Here is a 16,753-nt window from a genome sequence, read left to right as displayed (position 1 = left end):
GCGAGAACTCGGTTGCCTTAGGGCAGGCGTAGAGCGCTTCGCCGTGCACATATCGAACAGAACGTATGACTACTCGACTATGACGCGTACCGTGTGGACTGCGTTACGTACCGCCTCGACCGGTTGCGCCGCGCCGCCAGCCTCGATGGCACGGGCGCTAAGGTGTGCGACGCCCCGAAGGCCCGGCTGCCACTGCAGCGAAAAGCGCTGCCAGGTCCAGCCGCGCCTCGGCTGAACCGTCGCATGCCTGTAGGTGTTCCCTCCATCGGTGCTGACCTGCACGCTGGCGATGCCGCGGAACGACCAAGCCCATCCCCAGATTTCGACCGACTCGCGAAGCGCGACCACTGCGTCGGGTGCAGGAGCCACGATGATTGATTCCGGTGCCAGCGCCCAGACCGGCCGCTGCGGCGGCAGGCCCGCCGCGATGTCCCGTGCATCGCTCGCGTCGTTGTAAAGAGTGGTCGTGAAAAGCCCGTCCGCCCTCCGTGCGGCAAGCTGCAGCCTCCACAGCCACTTGACGCTATTCGTACCATAGTAACCCGGCACCACGAGCCGCGCCGAAAAGCCATGCTCTGCCGCCAGCGGCGCGCCATTCAGTTCATAGGCGATGAGGACATCGCCGGCGCTCAGCCGTTCAAGCGGCAGGTCCTTGAGATACCAATCGCAGGAAGACCCGGCGAATTGTCCTCCATCGAGCCAGGACCTGAAGTTCTTTTTTGCCGCTAAAGAGCTGCCGCACCCAAGGTGACTTGTGGGTCCTGAGCCTGGAGCGCGCGAGCCATGCGGCTATCGAGCTCTTGCAGCCGGCGCGCGAAGCCTGGATCGCCCGGTTGCAGCGCCACGACCTCGGCTAGCTTGTCGCGTGCAACCGCGAGCTCGCCGTCGCGGATGTGGCGGTTGGCGCGATGATAGAGGAAGTTGACCCGCTCGACGGGCGAAAAACCACTTTCAAAGCGCTGCTGAAACCGGTCGGCCCAGGCCGGATGGCGGGCGATCGCCGTGACTGCGATTTGATAGGGGCGCATGGGAGCATCGACCCGGGCGGAGCGGGCGAGGGTGCGCAGGCCCGGGTCATCGTCTGAACGGCAGGCCTCGATAAGCGAAAGGGCGCGCGCCGATCCGGTGAATGCCCGTACGGTGCCATGTCCCGTCATGTGCACGGGGATGAGGCGCGTATCCGTTTGCAGCGTCGCAATCCTCTCGGCGTGGCGGCGATCGACGGCATGGAAGGGGTCGTAGAAAATATAGGCCCGGCCGGCAGCGTGGTCGGCTGCAATCCCCATATTGGCATGGAGATCGGGCACGAAATGACGCGTGAAGCGACCGTCGAAAGGCACGGCCTTGGGGTCTATCGACAGTTGCGGACAAAAGGCGATGGCGACGGTGGCGTCAAAGCGTCGCCGGTAGCGCAGCGCCGCGTAGCCGCCTTGTGAATGGCCGTAGAGGATGCGCTCCGACGCTGCGCGAAGTATCGGCGCCGCCGCGCTCACCGCCTTCACGACGCTTGCCGCCGGAAACCAGTTCGGCCGCCTGCTGATGAACCCGAGCGCGGCAATGTCCGCTTTCTCGCAGAGCCGCTGACCCCAGAAGCGACTGCCGTTCGCCTGCATTTCCATTTCATTGAAGGTGACGAGAAGATACGCCGACGATCCGGGGCGATGTATCACCTCGAGGTTTTCGTCGGAATAGATGAGCATGTGGAGACTCCAGGACCATTTGGACGACGCTGCGGACTCGATATCGTTTCACTCTTCGGGAGACATGACGCACTTCTTCCCAAAGCTTCAGGCGGTCAGCGAGACCGGATCGTAGTGCCCGCCATCCATCGCGCTCCGTTTTTCTCTGAGAAGCCGGCGATAGAGCTCTGCATGGGCGCGAGCCGCGTCGACATGGCTGGTCGGCGGCCGCAGGGTTGCATGCAGTCGATCCCAAACCTGTGGCTCGGCCAGCACTTCGATAAGCCGGTCGGCGAGGTCCTGGGCGCTGCCCGCGCGGAAATGCAACCCATCCCTGCCGTCCTGAACCTTCTCGGCCATGCCGCCGATATCAGAGCAGATGATCGGCCGACGGTGATGCAAGGCCTCCTGGATAACCACCGGCGAGTTCTCCCACCAAATCGAAGGCAACATTACCCAGTCGGCCGAACGCATGAGCCGCGGCATGTCCGCGTTCTGATAGGCACCGTAGAAGCGCACCCTGCGACCGGCGTCGTCAATGAGCTTCTTGACCCGGTCCTGGAATTCGGTCGGCTGGCGTTCAAGGTTACCGCCGAAGATCATCAGGCAGGAATCTTCGCCCCAGATCTCCTGCGGCACACGCGAAACCGCATCGATTAGCACGTCGACGCCCTTGAAAGGCGTCATCTGCCCGAAATAGGCGAAGCGGTTTCGCCGGGCGGTCTGAACCGGCAGGTCTCGCACGGGCGCGCGCTCGCCAGCCACTATCCCATTTTCGATCACGGAGAGTTTCTCCGCGTCGATTCCCCATTCGACATATCGCGTGGCGAGGAACATGCTCGGGGAGACGAAGGCGTCGGCGAGGCCGAGCATGCCGCGCAGGAACTGTTCGCGCTTCAGGAAACGGGAGACGGGGATTTCGGGAAAGCAGCCGTGGCAGCTGATCGGAGAAGCCTTGCTGCAGAGTTGGCCTGACGGTCGCTTCACCATTTGCCCGTGATTGTGGCAGATCGAAAGATACTCGTGGAAGGTCACCACGATAATCGCTTCCGGCAATGCTTCGCGAAGAGCGTAGAGGGCCTCCACTCCCATGCCGATCAGATGATGGAAGTGGACCACATGGGGCTTAAGATCGCCGACAAAGCGCAAGAGGTCGCGCCGGATTGCATCCGTATCGCCGTTGGAGAGGAAGAAGTGGTCGTAATCGTCGGCGTGGAAGAGCACTTCATCCGGCGCGAGACGGTGGCTCATGAGAGCTGACGCACCGTGGCGCGGAACCGGATGGCCGACGCGCGCCAGATAGATCGATTCAACCCCCGGCAACGTGTTCAGGCCCTTGTGAAGGCTGTGGGAAGCAATCTCAGCCCCGCCCAGCGACATCGCCGGATGTCCATGCGAAACAACGAGAACGCGGAGACGATCGCTCATGCGGGGACCTCTTCGAGCCAATTGCCTTCGCCTTCCGGGGCGGGAGCCCAACGGGCAGCGAATATTCTGCGGTCGATCCGCTCGACGAGGGGAGCCGCCGCCGCGCCGGGCGTCTCATCGGCCCCCAGCATCTGCACCGATGGCAGCCAGTAGGAGGGCATTCCGTCGCGGCTGAGCCTCAGGCCAAGGTCCAGTCCCTTTTGCTGAGAGCCGAGATAGCCGCCGGAAAAGCCGCCGGCGAGGAGGAAGGCTTCGCGTGGCATGATGCAGCATTCGAACGAGGCTGCCGCGACCTGCGTCAACTTAAGACCTGTGACCGCGCTCAGCGGGTAACCCGCATAGCGCCCCGCGGCCGGATATTCGGATTGTCCAGACGACCAGGTCCCGGCCCAGCGAACAGAATGGTCCTCATAGGCAAGCGTAGGGGAAATGATGCCCCCATTCGCCTCATGGGCAGCGACGAGCTTGCCGTACCAGCCGACCCGGTTCGGCAACAGCGAGCCGGCAAGCAGAACCACCGTCTCATGCGAGATCGCCCGAATTCCTGTTTCCAGGAGATCGTAGAGATCGCCGCTCTCCGCAGCCGATATGAGCCTGAGTGACAGCCGGTAGAATTGCGCCAGGTCCCTGATGCGGCCGGCGTGCCGCCGAAAGCGTTCCGCGGTCAGGACGAGGGCGATGGGTGCGCGCCGGGTCTCGGGATCGAGCGCCAAGAGCCCGAGGAAGGGGGCCATGTCTCCTTCTTCAGAGTCCTCGGCGGCTATGACGATCGGCGGGCCTCCCGCTTGCTCGAAGGGACCGGCATCAAGGATGGTGCCGACGCGCGGCGCGGAAGCCTCGGATGCACAGAGAAAGGGAACGATCTGGCGATCGACGATTTCCGCGAGTCCCCAGTTTGCCGGATCGATGGAACTGATCTGGCGAAGTGCGGCCAAGCGGGGCGGAACGCTGATCGGAGCCAGCGGCATGAAGGCGCGACGGGAATCCTTGAGCGTCAATTCCAGATGCAAGGGTGTCGCCGCATCCCAACCGAGGCCGCTCGCAAAGACGATGAAACCGTGGGAATGGATTCCATGGCCGAATGCGCTCCGGAACATCGGCTCGTCGGTAAAGGCGTCCGTCACGTCGGCGCGCTCGAGCCGGGTCCAACGATCGTCGAGCCGCGCTTCTGCGCGCTGGCCACAGAGCTTGACGCTTTGGACGTGGGCTTCGGGGTCAAGCAGCCAGCCGGAGATCAGGAAAGCACCCCCGATTGCCTCAAAGGCGCTATCTATTCCCATCCGTACCGGGACGGGCAGCGCGGACAGTGTCTCGCGGCCCTCGAAGCTGTTTGCCGCTGAGCGCAGTTGCAAGAGAACCTGCGGCGAGCTGCGGGTCTGAAGCAGCACCGAGCGAATATGCCCGGGTGTCTCCGAAAGGCCGGCGATCTGGCGGTGCTCATGAACCGGCGCGTACCGCCAGCCACCACGCCCGCGATAGACGAGCCCCTCGATGTCACGGACCCGGAGCAGTTCTTTTGTCGAAATTAGTCCGACGAAACCCGAGCCTCCCGCCGGCACGTCCTGGCGGAGAAAGGTGGCAATCCCACAATCGCAAACGACGGGCTTGCTGCCATTCACCACTACGCGGCAGTTGCCGGGCTCGATAACGCGGCCCCATCCCTTGACGAGAATTACTCCGTCGTGGGTTTCGCCAAGGAGTTCTATGAAACCGTCGCCCCCCTTTCGGGACTGCAACAGAGCGATAATCGCGGCGAGCCTTCGCGGCCCGATGGACCCCTGCATCAGCCCATCGACCAGCGAATCCAGCACACCACCGAGTTGCTCCCCGGCGAGCTCCGCCAGGAGCGCGGCGGCCTCGCCCACCGGAATTGACCGCGGGGCGAAGATGTATCGCTTGCCCGTCTCCGCCTCGCCGAGGCGAAGCGTCGTGAGGGGACGATCGGTGTCTCTCATCTGCAGTAGGGCGGCGAACCCATGCGTGGCCGATCTCGAAGGCAAGGCCAGGAGCCAGCCAGCGATGGAGGCGGTCACCCGGCTGGCAACGTCGTCATTGATCTCCGCCAAGAAAGTTCCGGCCATTGGTTCGCCCGTACCGATGACCAGTAGAAATCCCTCGTCGACGGGGCAGGCGAGGACTCTTCCACCCCTCATGATCCTGGCGGCAAGCTGCGATGCCGACGAAGGAAGCGCTTGTTCTACAGCGACCATATCGAGCCCCTTACGCGCCCGTGAAAAGCGCGAGGGCAGCGCCGGCGGCGAAGCCCACGAGAACGAAAAGCAAGAGCAGCAACGGCTTCAACTCTGCGTTCGAACGCTTCTGCAGGCCGCCGAGGTTCTTCTCCATGGCCGCCACGACGCCGTCGAGGCGCATGAGGTGGACATCGAGGTCGTCCAGCCGCTGCGCAACATCGGAGCGGAGGCTTGCGACGGCGTCGCCGATCGCGGTCAAGCCTTGTGTCTCTGCTTCCCCGCCCTCATCGTTCTGGGTGCGCAGGAGAGAGCGCTGTGACACCTGCAATTGTCGCTGGGCGGCCATCAGGACGTCGAGCTTGTCGAGAACCTTCGTCAACGGTGCAGCAATGAGGGCTTCGGCCGCCTGCTCGTCGGGGCGGGGGACACGCAGCCTCTGCTCCGTGCCTCGTCCATCCAGGGCCGTCACGACGAGCTCGGCCGCACGCACGGCTGCCGCCTCCGGCAGCGCGATTTCGAAGGCGTGGCTGCCGTCGCCGATACCATTGCGCTTCAGGTCGGGCCGGTTGCGGTCGGCGACTGCCTCGGCGATTACACTGCCATCCAGAAGCACACGGATAGTGAGCCGCTCATTAGGCGTCGCCGGATCGAATGCCCAGCCGAAGACGCGGCCCTGATCGATCGCGTCCACGCGGCCACTCATCGGCCTCGCGTTGTCCTGTTCCGGGGCGGCAGTTGATTTTTCGGCAACAACAGACATCGATTTTCCCCTATGCCGCTTCGATACGCACTGGCTCGATCGCGTCGATCAGCTCGAGATAGCGTCGCGCGGTCGTATCAATGTCGTCGGGCTCGCGGGCGTTTGCGGAAAGGCGCTGGCCCAAAGTCGGATCCTCCACGAAGCGACGCATGGCGGATGCCAGCGAACGCGGATCGTTGGGCGCGACTGTGAGACCGTTGACGCCGTTTTCGACCATCTCGGCCATGCCGCCGATATTGCTCACGATCACCGGCCGGCCGAGAGCCTGCGCCTCCTGGATGACCAGTGGCGCGTTCTCCCACCAGATCGAGGGAACGATGGTGCAGTCGACCGCGGCAATGAGGTCGGCGACGTCTTCGCGGCGATAGGGTCCGCGCTGTTGCACGACTGGAGCCGTTTCGCCGAACAGGCGAGCAATCTCTTCCCTGAAACTCTCGCTCTGGAAGGGGGCACCGCCGTGAACCCGCAGCTCGAACTGTACGCCCTCGGCAATGAGCTGTCTCGCTGCCTCGAGCAGCACCGGCACGCCCTTCCACGGATTGAGATTGCCGAAGTAGCCGAAGACGGGCCGATCTCCGCTGATCCGAGGCGCGCCGGCGCGCGCGGCTCTATGTGGCAATCCGTTCGGAATGACGCTGATCGCATCTTCCTCGAGCCCCCATTCAATGAAGCGTTGCCGGAGGAAACGGCTCGGTGCAACGAAACGATCCACCTCGCGAAGCAGGGCCTTCAGATGACTTTCGCGCAACACGAACCGGTCGAGGGCTATGTCCTTGAAGCAGGCGTGGCAGCGGTCGGGGGTCGCTACGTGGCAAAGTTCCTTGCCGGTTGTGCGCACCATCAGCCCGTCGTGATGACAGATGGGATAATAGTCGTGCAGCGTCATGACGATCCGGCACGCCGGCAATGTGCGGCGGACGATATGCGGGAACTCTGCTCCGAGCAGGAGCAGATGATGGATGTGCACCACGTCCGGCCGGAATTCGCGCAACAGTTCCTCGAGGTCCGGAACGACGCCATAGAGATCGATCTGGCTCATGAAGAACCGGTCGAAGTGACCGGACCACAACAACACTTCATCGCCTGCGGGGCCGATCCCCTGAAAGCTCGTACCGGGCCGTGCCTGGCGATGGATCTGGTTCGTGGCGCCGAGAAAAAACGTTTCGCAGCCGGCCTGCCGATAGGCGCGGAACAGGTCGTGCGCGAAGATCTCGGTGCCTCCGGGATGGAGTGCCGGATGATTGTGGGCGGCAACGAGAATGCGCATGCTCAAGCGTTGCTCCCCCGCTGCTCGGCGACGAAGACGTCCTGATAGTGATCTGCCGCCTGCCCGCGCCAGGAACCGAGTGACTTTGTGACGGCAGTGAGGCCAGCCCGGCCGAGAGCACCGTCGAGGAAACCGTCGTCGAAGCCCACCGCGGCAAGCCGGGGCAAGTCGGGGACGAACCAACAGGGGCCGTCGCCATCGCGCAGGAACGCCAGGCGTGGATCGCGCCTGCCCGTTTCATTCGCCGCGGCAACGGAGTCGACAACGAAAGCGGTCATGAACAGGCGTCCGCCCGGCCGAAGGAGCCGGCCGATCTCGCTCAGATAGACGATGACCTCATCCGGCGGCAGATGAGTCACGATCGATGTCATGATGACGAAATCGAAGTGGCGATCGGCATAGGGCAGTCTCAGTGCCTTACCGCTGATCTTGCCCTGCGGATTGTAGAGGTCGTGCGCGATGTCGACCCGCTGGAACGCGAAGTTCGGATAGGCGGGAGCGATGAAGCGCCGGCACCAGGCGATGCCGCCTTCGACGGGGTCGATGCCGCTGTAGCGTCCCTTCTCGAAGTCCAGGTACTGGGTGAGCGGAACCGCCATCCGGCCGATACCGCAACCGATGTCGAGCACGCGGCTTTCCGGCTGCAGCCCGCCCATCCGGATGAAGTGGCCGAGGAATTCGGCGCCCACCGCCTTGAAGTCGCCATCGCCGACAAAAACGCTGTCAGGGGCCGGTTGCGGCAGGAAGCGGTTGCGCAGGACGCTGTCCTGTAACCACTGAACCCGATCCTCAGTGGCAGGCGCCGTTGCCGGCGCGCTCTCTTGACGCAGCGCGATCTCGCTCATGCGGCACTCCTTGCTTCTGCTTCGCCGCGGAAGGACGCGATTGTCTCATTGACGCTGCCGGCAGCCATCAGGTCGGCGATGTCGTCGTTCCAGCGCACGGTATGCAGCCATGAATTGTATTGGCTGGCTACGCCGCGCATGTAATCCTCGCTGCGGCGGATCGAGCGGCGCTCGAAATGATAAAGGCACGCCGCTGGCTCATAGCCGATGTCGTAGCCGCCCCGACGGATCTTGAGGCACAGATCACTGTCTTCATAATCGCCGATGACATAGTCCTCGGTGTATCCGCCAACGAGTTCGTAGATATCCCGGCGCGTGACCAGGCATGCGCCGGTAACGCCCGGAACACTGCGGGGAACCTGCGCCGGCGCATAGTCGCCCGGCATGCCCTTGTGGAAATGGTGGTTGAGCCACACGCCGTGCCGGTCGCGCGCGAAGTACAGCCCGGCATGCTGCAGCGAACCGTCCTCGAAGATGAGCTTCGGACCGATGGCGCCGAGCCTCTTCTGTTCCATAAGTGGCCGTATGAGCGCCTGCAACCAGCCGGTTGCCCTGGGCACGACGTCGGAGTTGAGCATCACGATCACAGTGCCCCGCGCGAAGCGCGCACCAGCGTTGCAGGCCCGTGCATAGCCGCCATTGCGGTTCATGACCACGAGCTTCATCGGCAGGCCGTGGAGGAGATGGAAGCCGCCGAGCAGATGTTCCGTCTCGTCCTGGATTTCCGGCGAATCCAGCACATAGATGATCTCCGCGTTGCGCGCGAGCCAAGGATCCGTCGCCATGCCGGAGAGCTGGAAGCGGAGGAAATCGAGAACCCGGTAAAGCGGCACGACGATCGAGACGATCGGCGCCTCCCGCGGCAGGCCGTAGTCCTTCGTGTAGTCGACCTCTATCGTCCTGCCCAGGCGCCGTTCCACATCCTGCAGAGCGGGCGCAAGTATTGTGCGGAAGGCTTGGTCAATGGCGTGTTGCGGGGGGACTGCGCGCAGGATGCGATTGCGTTGCGCCGTGGGCTCGAAGGGCTGCGGCCTCGGCACGAGCGGCTTCACTGCGCCGGAGGCGAGCCGCATCTGGAAGCGCGGCTGGAGGAGGGTACCCAATGGCTCATCGAGCGGCAGCCAGGCAACAAAGCCAGTCACGTCCGTTCTTGAGTCCTCTTTTACTCCGCGCGCCCAGGCGGGAAACTCATACCAGTTGCCATCGAGCGGCACCGCCGTGCCGTCCTCTTTCAGGTAGTCGATCCCGGCGAGAATACCTGTGGGATCGTGCGACCAGCCCCCCGCGAGCAGGCCGCCCGAAAGGGCGAGAGCAAGGTCGACCTCGGCGGCGGGATGCATCGGGGATTTGCCGATCTGACGCGCAGGCAACGGGGCGCGGAGCTGCAGGTCAGTGGCCATTGCCGCGCCACCTTCCGGCGCGCCCGACAGCGACCGCACGACAAACTCGCGCAGCTCGGGTGCGCGGCCGCGTTCGGTCCACCAGGCTTGAAGGCTCGGGTAACGGGGATTGCCGGGGGCCAGCTCCCGGACCGCGATGCCCCTTTTGCCCTGCAGCACCAAGGACTGAGGGAGCCTCGAACATTCGACGATCAAGTGGCATGGCCGCAGGTTCTTCTCCCCCTGGGTGCCGACGCGAGACCATGACGCGAGTGGCAGGACGGCATTCGCGGTAAGCGCGTAGACGGCACTGATCTCGCCGAAATCAGCACCGATGGCGGTCTCGACCAGGTATCGTCCTTCAGCGACGGGGCAAGCGGCCTTGGCCGGCCCCGGCCGCGAGGTCAGCGCGTGAAGCGCGTCCTCGACGACCCCGACGAAAAGCGGGTCCCTGGAGAGTCGGAACGCGCTTCGCCAAGCCGTCAACAGATTGCTCAGGAACTTGATGCAAGCCTCCGGCGCAAGATCGGCAAACAGGGTCTCGACATCGAAGGGGGGCAGTTCACCGATAGGCCGCAGGGTAACCGTTTGAAGGCTGCCGCTTTCGATCGAGATCTGCGCCGCGGCTGGTTGCTTGCCGGGACGCATGGCCCAGAGGATGCGATGGCCGCCGGCGGCGAGCGAGAGGGTGGTGCTGACTAGCGGGACCGGTTGCTCAGGCATGACGAGTGTGTACTTGGCCGCGGACGGCAGCCTGGCGGGAACGTCAAGGATCAATACGGCTACATCGGAGCCGAGCCGAAAGGCCTTCGCGTCGTCGAAAACAACTCTGGCGCCCCTCGTACGGTCGTCAAACGTCACACGCTACTCCTCTGGACGGATTGCAGGAGGTGGCACGCCCCGCGGGAGGAGGCAGGGCGCGCCCGTTCAAACTCAGTGGATGGTGAAATAGTTCTCGGGGTGAGCCTGCATGTCTTCGGCGTCGGCGTTCACCAACGTCAGGGTGTCGCCATGGCCGAGGTCGATCACGACATTGCCGCCGACCTGGGTGATGCGCGAAGCAAGGTCCTCGGGCGCGGTGACGTCCAGACCATTGATGCCCTTGGAGATCTGCAGCACGTCCTCGCCGGGAGTAAAGTCGAGGATGACGTCGTTGCCGCCACCACCATCGAAAACGAAGACATCGCTGCCCTGGCCACCGACCAGGAGATCGTTGCCTTCGCCGCCATTGATGATGTCGTTGCCGGCGCCACCGTAGAGCAGGTCGCTGCCCTTGCCGCCGACGAGGAAGTCGTTGCCTTCGCCGCCAAGAAGGATGTCGTTACCCTTGTCGCCGTCGAGCAGGTCGTCACCCGATCCGCCGACTAGGATATCGTTGCCCTTCTCACCATAAAGAATGTCTGTGCCTTCGCCGCCGAACACGGTGTCGTTTCCGTCGTCGCCGAACAGCAAGTCGTCACCTCCGTCACCGAAGATGATGTCGTGCCCCTTGCCTCCGTTGACGAAATCATCACCCCCTTGGGCGCGAATGAAATCGTCAAAGCGAGAGCCAAACAGGGCGTCGTCGTATGCGCCGCCTTCCAAAGTGGCCATCTGCTTACTCCTCTTCGTCGTTTGATGCATGCATCATCGGCAGGGAGCCGAGATTGCGTGCCGGAGTGTGCATCGCAATAAACCAGAAGGCAACATCCAAGAGCAGGAATAAATCCGTGTAATTTCGGGGTTATTTTCCTGTTTCGACTAAGATTCGGAATATGTGTTAATATTAGCACAATATATTTTTAGGAGTTATTATTCGAGCAATACCCGTAAAACGATTCAAAATTCAAAGTAATTTGTGCGATGCGATCGTCGCTAGTGGAATTCTCCGTCAATCTTCCCGGAACGCCCGGTTAAAGCTGTCGGTGACCGGTGAAACGAGATAGTCGATTGCCGAACGGGGTTTGTGCACGATCAGCAACTCGGCGGGCATGCCGGGATAGAGGCGGATGTCGGGATTGGCGGCGAGGGATTCCGGCGCGACCTCGGCACGGGCCACGAAATAGGAGACGTTGGACTTCTCATCCACCGACTGGTCGGCCGCGATATAGGTGATCTTGCCGTCGAGCGGCAAATGGGTGCGCTGATTATAGGCCGTCAGGCGGATCTGCGTCTTGGACCCGATTGTAATGCTGTCGATGTCGCGCGTGCTGACATGCATCTCCACGAGCAGCGGCTCGTCCTCGGGGACGATGTCGAGCAGTGGCTGGCCGGGGGTGACCGCGCTACCGGGCGTCCGCAGCTGGATATTGGCAATGACGCCTGCCTGGGGAGAGCGGATCTCGAGGCGGCGCAGGACGTCCTCTGCAGCGATGATCCGCTCCTCGACATCCGCCAGTTCGAGCCGCGCCGTAGTGATCTCTCCGGCGATCTCCGACTGGAAGTCGCTTTCTATTCCGATCAACGTGAGCTCGGCCCCGGCCATCGCTTTTTCCGCCTGGGCCTTGTCACCGGCAACTTCGCCGCGCGTTGCGGCAAGTTCGCTGAGCCGGGCGTCGATCTCGATGAGCTTCGAGCGCTGGGCAAATGCCTTGTCGACCAGGGTTGCGATTGCCGTCCGCTGCTCGTTCATGAGCTCGATCTGGCGCTCGGTCGCCTGAAGCTGCGCGGCGAGCGACTTGGCCTTCTCGGAATATTCCTCGATGGTCTTGCGCTGAATCTCTATCTTCCCCTCCTTGGCCGCGCGGCGTTTCTCGAAGAACACTGTCTCCGCCATCACGGCGTCCCGGGCAGGCGTGTCGCCCGTGCCGGCGAGATCGACGGGGAAGCCTATCTCTGCCGCCCCCGCCTGCTCGGACCGGAGACGGGCGAGCTTTGCGATCAGGCCGACGCGCCGGCTTTTGAGTGCCTGGAGGTCGGAGCGGGCACGCGTGTCCTCGAGCTTGATGACCGGTTGCCCGGCGGCAACGTGATCGCCCTCCTGAACCAGGACGCGGCTCAGGACTCCGCCTTCGAAATGACTGATCGTCTTGCGCTTGGAGTCGACGACGATGGTGCCGCTGCTGACCGAGGCGCTGCTAAGTTCCGTCGAGAACGCCCAACCGAAAAAACCGCCGAAAGCGACCAGAATCGTCGTCAGTCCCGCAATGACGAGCCGCCGAATGGGCGAACGGTGATGGTCGTCGGGGAGGTCGTGTTCAGGTGCTACCGTTGAAAGCGGCGCGCCTGCGCGGACCGGCAGGCGGCGTTCCGGATTGTCGGTCTTGACGAGGGGCTGCGCATCCAGGCGAACGGGCAGGATCGGTTCTTTCATCATCAGGCGGTACCTTCGCGTCGTGTTTCGCCCGGCATCATGGAAGCGACAACGTCCGTACGCGGGCCGAACTGGCTGATGCGGCCGCCTTCCAGCACGAGCAATTTGTCGGCAACCTGCATGATGGCCGGCCTGTGGGCGATGAGGATGACAATGGCGCCGTCGCGGCGCGCGTCTTCGACCGCGCGGATGAGGGCCCGCTCGCCGATCGCATCAAGATTGGCATTCGGCTCATCGAGGACGATGAGACGCGGGCGGCCGTAAAGGCAGCGGGCGAGCGCGATGCGCTGCCTTTGCCCGCCGGAAAGGGTCAATTGCCCTTCGCCAACCGGCGTGTCGTAGCCGAGCGGCAGGCGCCCGATCATATCGTGGACGTCGGCGAGCCGCGACGCCTCGAGCACCTTGTAGGGGTCGCTCTCTTCCATGCGGGCGATGTTTTCGCGGATCGTTCCCTCGAGGAGGGAGACGGACTGGGGAAGATAGCCTGCGACCTTTCCGAATGAACTGCGCTCCCAGAGATAGACATTGTTGCCGTCCAGGAAGGCGCCACCCGCCGTCGGCTTCAGGATGCCGACGAGCAGCCGCGCCAGGGTGGACTTGCCGGCGGCGGAGGGGCCGACGATTCCCAGGACCTCCCCGGGCGAGAGAGAGAATGAGATGCCCTTGATGATCGGCACGTCGATGCCGGGTGCGGCGTAGACCAGCTTGTCCACGACCAGGTCGCCTTCGGAGCGCGGGGTCGGCATGGTCTGGCGGACCGCGAGGTCTTCGTTCAGCGCAGCCTCGATCCGGCGCCAGCCGGCGATGGCCAAGACCCATTGTCGCCAGTTCTCGATGACGGAATCGAAGGGCAGGAGAAGGCGCCCGACAAGAATGGTCGTCGCCATCATCGCGCCGGGGGAGATCTCCTGTTTCATCACGAGCAGAGCGCCCGCGGCGAGTGATATCATCTGAATGGCAAAGCGCAGGCTGCGGGTAATCGAGGCCATCGCCCTGCTTCTGATTCCACTGGCCTCCAGCACGCTGAGGGCGTGCAGCTGCGCGACTCGCCACTTCTTCGCGAGTGCGGGCAACATCCCCATAGCCTCAATGGCCTCGGCGTGACGTAATGTCGCACCTATTTTCGAGACTGCCTCAATATTAGCCTGACTTGCCTCTTTCATGAGCTGCCGGGTCAGAAGGTCGTTCAGGAGACCGCAGCAGACAAGCACCGTTACGGAAATCGCGCCAATAAGCCCGAAGAGCGGATGCAGCAGAAAAAGAACGCCCAGAAAGATGGGGGACCAGGCCGCGTCCAGAGGAGCGCTGACCGCCGAGGAGGTCAGAAATCCGCGCAGCTCGGTGAGGTCCCTGAGCGACTGCGTCGCACGGGCAAGCCCTTGATCGGCCGAGGCTTGCACTGCAGCGGTGAGGACCGGCAGGTTCAGCCAGCGCACGACGGCGCTGCCCATGGCCTGAAAGGTGAGGGCGCGGATGAAGTCGAGTACGCCGAGAACGACAAGCGCGCCGAGGGCCAGAATCGTCAGCATCACGAGCGAGTCCATGCTCTGGCTATTCAACACCCTGTCATGTACCTGCATCATGTAGAGCGGCATTGTGAGTTGCAGGAGGTTGATACAGGCGCTTAGCAAAGCTGCATAAAGAAGTGTCACAACGAAAACGCGACGGGCCCGCAAGACCAGCAGCCTTGGGTTGATTGTTCCGTTTTGCGCCGGATTTGCGTTGATTTGGCTCTTGCTAATCATTTGATTCGGAACAGTATTACGCATCGGCGATTTTCCGGCTAGGAGGTGTATGCGAGGTCGCGATCTGGGTCAGATTCACTCAAATCACAGTATTGCTGTGATCAGTGTGGCACAATAAAGATCGCTTGCTCAAGATGAGGAAATTCGGGGCGGGGGCGTCACGAAATTTGCTTCAATTTTTGAAGTAAATTCTAGAACTTTGAAGTAACTTCCCCAATGGAGAGAGGGATGAATCATAGGATTCACTATCCGTTCGCAGATTTCGCAGACACGGTGGCCGTCCTGCCCGCCAGTGACACGATGAGGAAGATGCCCGACAACCCTGAGACCGATCGCGACGGAGACGGTCCTCTGATCACATATTTCGAGCTGGCTCGGGTCATGGAGCGCGCCAGCCGACGGTTTTCCGGCTTGTTGCGCACGGAACTTTCCAAGATCGGCGTCGATGACATCGGGCCCGCCCAGGCCATGGTACTTCTGGCTATCGGAGAGGCGGAGCTCTCGGTGGGCGAACTCCTGGACCGCGGCTACTATATGGGCTCCAACATCTCCTATTATCTGAAGCAGCTCGGGGACGGCGACTACATCGACCGAATCGCTTCGCAGCGCGACAAGCGATCGGCCCGCATCCGGCTTTCGGAAAAAGGCAGAAAGCTTTGCGCCAACCTGCGCGAAGCGGCGAAGTCTTATGAACGCGCCCTTACCCATGGCGAGCAGGACCGGCGAAACCTTGAGACCGCCTTCCAGACCCTGCACCGTCTCGAACTGGTCTGGGGCAATGCCGCTCGTTACGGCATTTGATGTGCCTTCGAAGAGTGATCCCTGTTTTGCGGTTGGCTTGAGAACATGCATGTAGCATTTGTGCACCGGCGCGGCTTTGGCCAGTTCGCGGCCCTCGCTCACCATCTCGTAGAGGCGGGCAACGAAGTGACCCTGGTGACCGAAACTGTGGATCAACGGATCCCTTCGGTCCGCGTGGTCAGGCATCGGGTGGAACCGGGTCCCCGGGCACATCCGCAAATGGCCCGGCATCTCAGCGCGCCCGACCACCATGTGCGTATCGGCCATCGGGTCGCGGAGACCTTCGACGCGATGGCACGCCTCGGCCAGGTCCCCGACGTCGTCCTCGGCCACATAGGCTGGGGAAGCATGATGTTCGTGAAGGATGTGCTGCCACGCGTACCCGCGCTTGGATATTGCGAGTTCTTTTATCGCGCCGAAGGCGCGGACGTCGGCTTCGCGCCGGATGACAAGCCCGATTCGGAGACCCGCAAGAGATTGCGTCTGCGCAACGTCGCACAGTTGCTGTCGCTGGAGGCAATCGAGGGCGGCATCAGCCCGACCAATTGGCAGAAAAGTCTTTATCCGGCCGATGCGCAGCCACGCATAGCGGTTTGCCATGAAGGTATAGACACGCGACGCTTCCGTCCGGATCCCGCAGCTTCGCTGAGGCTTCCCGACGGACGCGTGCTCAAGGCCGGTGACCCCGTCATCACCTTCGTCGCACGCGATCTCGAGCCTTATCGGGGTTTTCCGCAGGCGCTTGAGGCGGCCCAAAAGGTCATCCGGCGGCATCCGGATGCGCTGTTCGTTTTTGTCGGCGGTGACGGCGTGAGCTATGGAGCACCGCCTCCCGGCGGAGGATCTTGGAAGGATCACCTCCTTGCGTCACTGGATGTCCCGCGCGAGAGGGTCATTTTCCCTGGCGTCGTGACACATTCCGTGCTCCGCCAGCTTTTTCAGATCTCCGCGGCCCACCTTTACCTGACCTATCCCTTTGTCCTGTCCTGGTCGGTGCTCGAGGCCATGGCGTGCGGTGCGCTCGTTATCGGATCGGACACCACACCGGTTCAGGAGGTCATCCGGTCGGGCCGCAACGGCCTGCTTGTCCCGTTCTTCGACACCGACGCGCTCGCCGAAGCGATACTCGGTGTGCTCGAACGCCCGGACGATTTCCGCGCGCTGCGCGCCGCCGCACGCAGAACGGTCGAGCAAAGATTCCGGCTGGACGATTGCCTCGCGCAGCAGTTGATGTTGATCGGCAATGCTACCGGAAAGAAAATAGTCCCCTCGAAAGAAACGCACCTTGCTTGAATATTGCTTCAAGTTTTGAAGTATAAAATGCGAGCAATACCCCAAGATTTTACTATTGTGCACTGCGAAAAG

The 16,753-nt window shown here is 62.7% G+C and carries 13 protein-coding genes; 2 read left to right on the top strand and 11 right to left on the bottom strand.

Features of this window, described 5'->3' with window-relative positions; translation table 11 throughout:
- Nucleotides 1-69: 69 nt before the first annotated feature.
- The 11 genes from PZN02_RS21385 to PZN02_RS21330 all read right to left on the bottom strand — a co-directional run bounded on the left by PZN02_RS21385 (nucleotide 70) and on the right by PZN02_RS21330 (nucleotide 14,611).
- The gene (locus PZN02_RS21385; RefSeq protein ID WP_425336372.1) at nucleotides 70-612 is read right to left on the bottom strand and encodes a molybdopterin-dependent oxidoreductase; all 543 of its coding nucleotides are present in this window, start codon (nucleotides 610-612) and stop codon (nucleotides 70-72) included.
- 113 nt (nucleotides 613-725) lie between these two features.
- Nucleotides 726-1,700 (bottom strand): alpha/beta fold hydrolase domain-containing protein, encoded by a 975-nt coding sequence (locus PZN02_RS21375; RefSeq protein ID WP_280662679.1) that lies wholly within the window; start codon nucleotides 1,698-1,700, stop codon nucleotides 726-728.
- A gap of 87 nt (nucleotides 1,701-1,787) precedes the next feature.
- Nucleotides 1,788-3,107, bottom strand: a complete 1,320-nt coding sequence (locus PZN02_RS21370) for a glycosyltransferase family 4 protein (RefSeq protein ID WP_280662678.1) — start codon at nucleotides 3,105-3,107, stop codon at nucleotides 1,788-1,790.
- On the bottom strand, nucleotides 3,104-5,317 hold the full coding sequence (locus PZN02_RS21365) for a hypothetical protein (RefSeq protein WP_280662677.1): 2,214 nt from the start codon (nucleotides 5,315-5,317) through the stop codon (nucleotides 3,104-3,106). Before PZN02_RS21365 ends, PZN02_RS21370 begins: the two co-directional genes overlap by 4 nt.
- Nucleotides 5,318-5,327: 10 nt before the next feature.
- Nucleotides 5,328-6,059 carry a hypothetical protein gene (locus tag PZN02_RS21360; protein ID WP_280662676.1) on the bottom strand — a complete coding sequence of 244 codons (732 nt, stop codon included), beginning with the start codon at nucleotides 6,057-6,059 and terminating at the stop codon, nucleotides 5,328-5,330.
- 10 nt (nucleotides 6,060-6,069) lie between these two features.
- Complete coding sequence (locus PZN02_RS21355; protein ID WP_280662675.1) at nucleotides 6,070-7,332, bottom strand: glycosyltransferase family 4 protein; 1,263 nt, start codon at nucleotides 7,330-7,332, stop codon at nucleotides 6,070-6,072.
- A complete protein-coding gene (locus PZN02_RS21350; RefSeq protein ID WP_280662674.1) occupies nucleotides 7,329-8,171 on the bottom strand; it encodes a class I SAM-dependent methyltransferase in 843 nt (280 codons plus the stop codon). The genes PZN02_RS21355 and PZN02_RS21350 overlap by 4 nt, the downstream gene beginning before the upstream one ends.
- Nucleotides 8,168-10,411 (bottom strand): glycosyltransferase, encoded by a 2,244-nt coding sequence (locus PZN02_RS21345; protein WP_280662673.1) that lies wholly within the window; start codon nucleotides 10,409-10,411, stop codon nucleotides 8,168-8,170. Before PZN02_RS21345 ends, PZN02_RS21350 begins: the two co-directional genes overlap by 4 nt.
- Nucleotides 10,412-10,483: 72 nt before the next feature.
- Nucleotides 10,484-11,143, bottom strand: coding sequence for a calcium-binding protein (locus tag PZN02_RS21340; protein ID WP_280662672.1), 660 nt, complete (start codon nucleotides 11,141-11,143; stop codon nucleotides 10,484-10,486).
- Between the two features lie 277 nt (nucleotides 11,144-11,420).
- Nucleotides 11,421-12,845, bottom strand: a complete 1,425-nt coding sequence (locus PZN02_RS21335) for an HlyD family type I secretion periplasmic adaptor subunit (RefSeq protein WP_280662671.1) — start codon at nucleotides 12,843-12,845, stop codon at nucleotides 11,421-11,423.
- The gene (locus PZN02_RS21330; RefSeq protein WP_280662670.1) at nucleotides 12,845-14,611 is read right to left on the bottom strand and encodes a type I secretion system permease/ATPase; all 1,767 of its coding nucleotides are present in this window, start codon (nucleotides 14,609-14,611) and stop codon (nucleotides 12,845-12,847) included. The genes PZN02_RS21335 and PZN02_RS21330 overlap by 1 nt, the downstream gene beginning before the upstream one ends.
- 204 nt (nucleotides 14,612-14,815) lie before the next feature.
- Here PZN02_RS21330 and PZN02_RS21325 point away from each other — a divergent pair, with 204 nt between their 5' ends.
- Together PZN02_RS21325 and PZN02_RS21320 are read left to right on the top strand one after the other, a co-directional pair.
- Nucleotides 14,816-15,388 (top strand): MarR family transcriptional regulator, encoded by a 573-nt coding sequence (locus PZN02_RS21325; RefSeq protein WP_280662669.1) that lies wholly within the window; start codon nucleotides 14,816-14,818, stop codon nucleotides 15,386-15,388.
- 45 nt (nucleotides 15,389-15,433) lie between these two features.
- The gene (locus PZN02_RS21320) at nucleotides 15,434-16,681 is read left to right on the top strand and encodes a glycosyltransferase family 4 protein (protein ID WP_280662668.1); all 1,248 of its coding nucleotides are present in this window, start codon (nucleotides 15,434-15,436) and stop codon (nucleotides 16,679-16,681) included.
- Nucleotides 16,682-16,753 lie beyond the last annotated feature (72 nt).

Source organism: Sinorhizobium garamanticum, assembly GCF_029892065.1.
In the GTDB taxonomy this organism is placed as follows: domain Bacteria; phylum Pseudomonadota; class Alphaproteobacteria; order Rhizobiales; family Rhizobiaceae; genus Sinorhizobium; species Sinorhizobium garamanticum.
The sequence above is the reverse complement of the archived record's forward strand: the minus strand, read 5'-3'. Positions and strand labels throughout refer to the sequence as shown.

What these genes read in the sequence shown, in the direction of transcription:
- PZN02_RS21360 (WP_280662676.1), bottom strand. Translation starts at nt 6,059, where the DNA reads ATGTCTGTTGTTGCCGAAAAATCAACTGCCGCCCCGGAACAGGACAAC.
- PZN02_RS21370 (WP_280662678.1), bottom strand. Translation starts at nt 3,107, where the DNA reads ATGAGCGATCGTCTCCGCGTTCTCGTTGTTTCGCATGGACATCCGGCG.
- PZN02_RS21350 (WP_280662674.1), bottom strand. Translation starts at nt 8,171, where the DNA reads ATGAGCGAGATCGCGCTGCGTCAAGAGAGCGCGCCGGCAACGGCGCCT.
- PZN02_RS21320 (WP_280662668.1), top strand. Translation starts at nt 15,434, where the DNA reads ATGCATGTAGCATTTGTGCACCGGCGCGGCTTTGGCCAGTTCGCGGCC.
- PZN02_RS21365 (WP_280662677.1), bottom strand. Translation starts at nt 5,317, where the DNA reads ATGGTCGCTGTAGAACAAGCGCTTCCTTCGTCGGCATCGCAGCTTGCC.
- PZN02_RS21335 (WP_280662671.1), bottom strand. Translation starts at nt 12,845, where the DNA reads ATGATGAAAGAACCGATCCTGCCCGTTCGCCTGGATGCGCAGCCCCTC.
- PZN02_RS21375 (WP_280662679.1), bottom strand. Translation starts at nt 1,700, where the DNA reads ATGCTCATCTATTCCGACGAAAACCTCGAGGTGATACATCGCCCCGGA.
- PZN02_RS21325 (WP_280662669.1), top strand. Translation starts at nt 14,816, where the DNA reads ATGAATCATAGGATTCACTATCCGTTCGCAGATTTCGCAGACACGGTG.
- PZN02_RS21330 (WP_280662670.1), bottom strand. Translation starts at nt 14,611, where the DNA reads ATGCGTAATACTGTTCCGAATCAAATGATTAGCAAGAGCCAAATCAAC.
- PZN02_RS21340 (WP_280662672.1), bottom strand. Translation starts at nt 11,143, where the DNA reads ATGGCCACTTTGGAAGGCGGCGCATACGACGACGCCCTGTTTGGCTCT.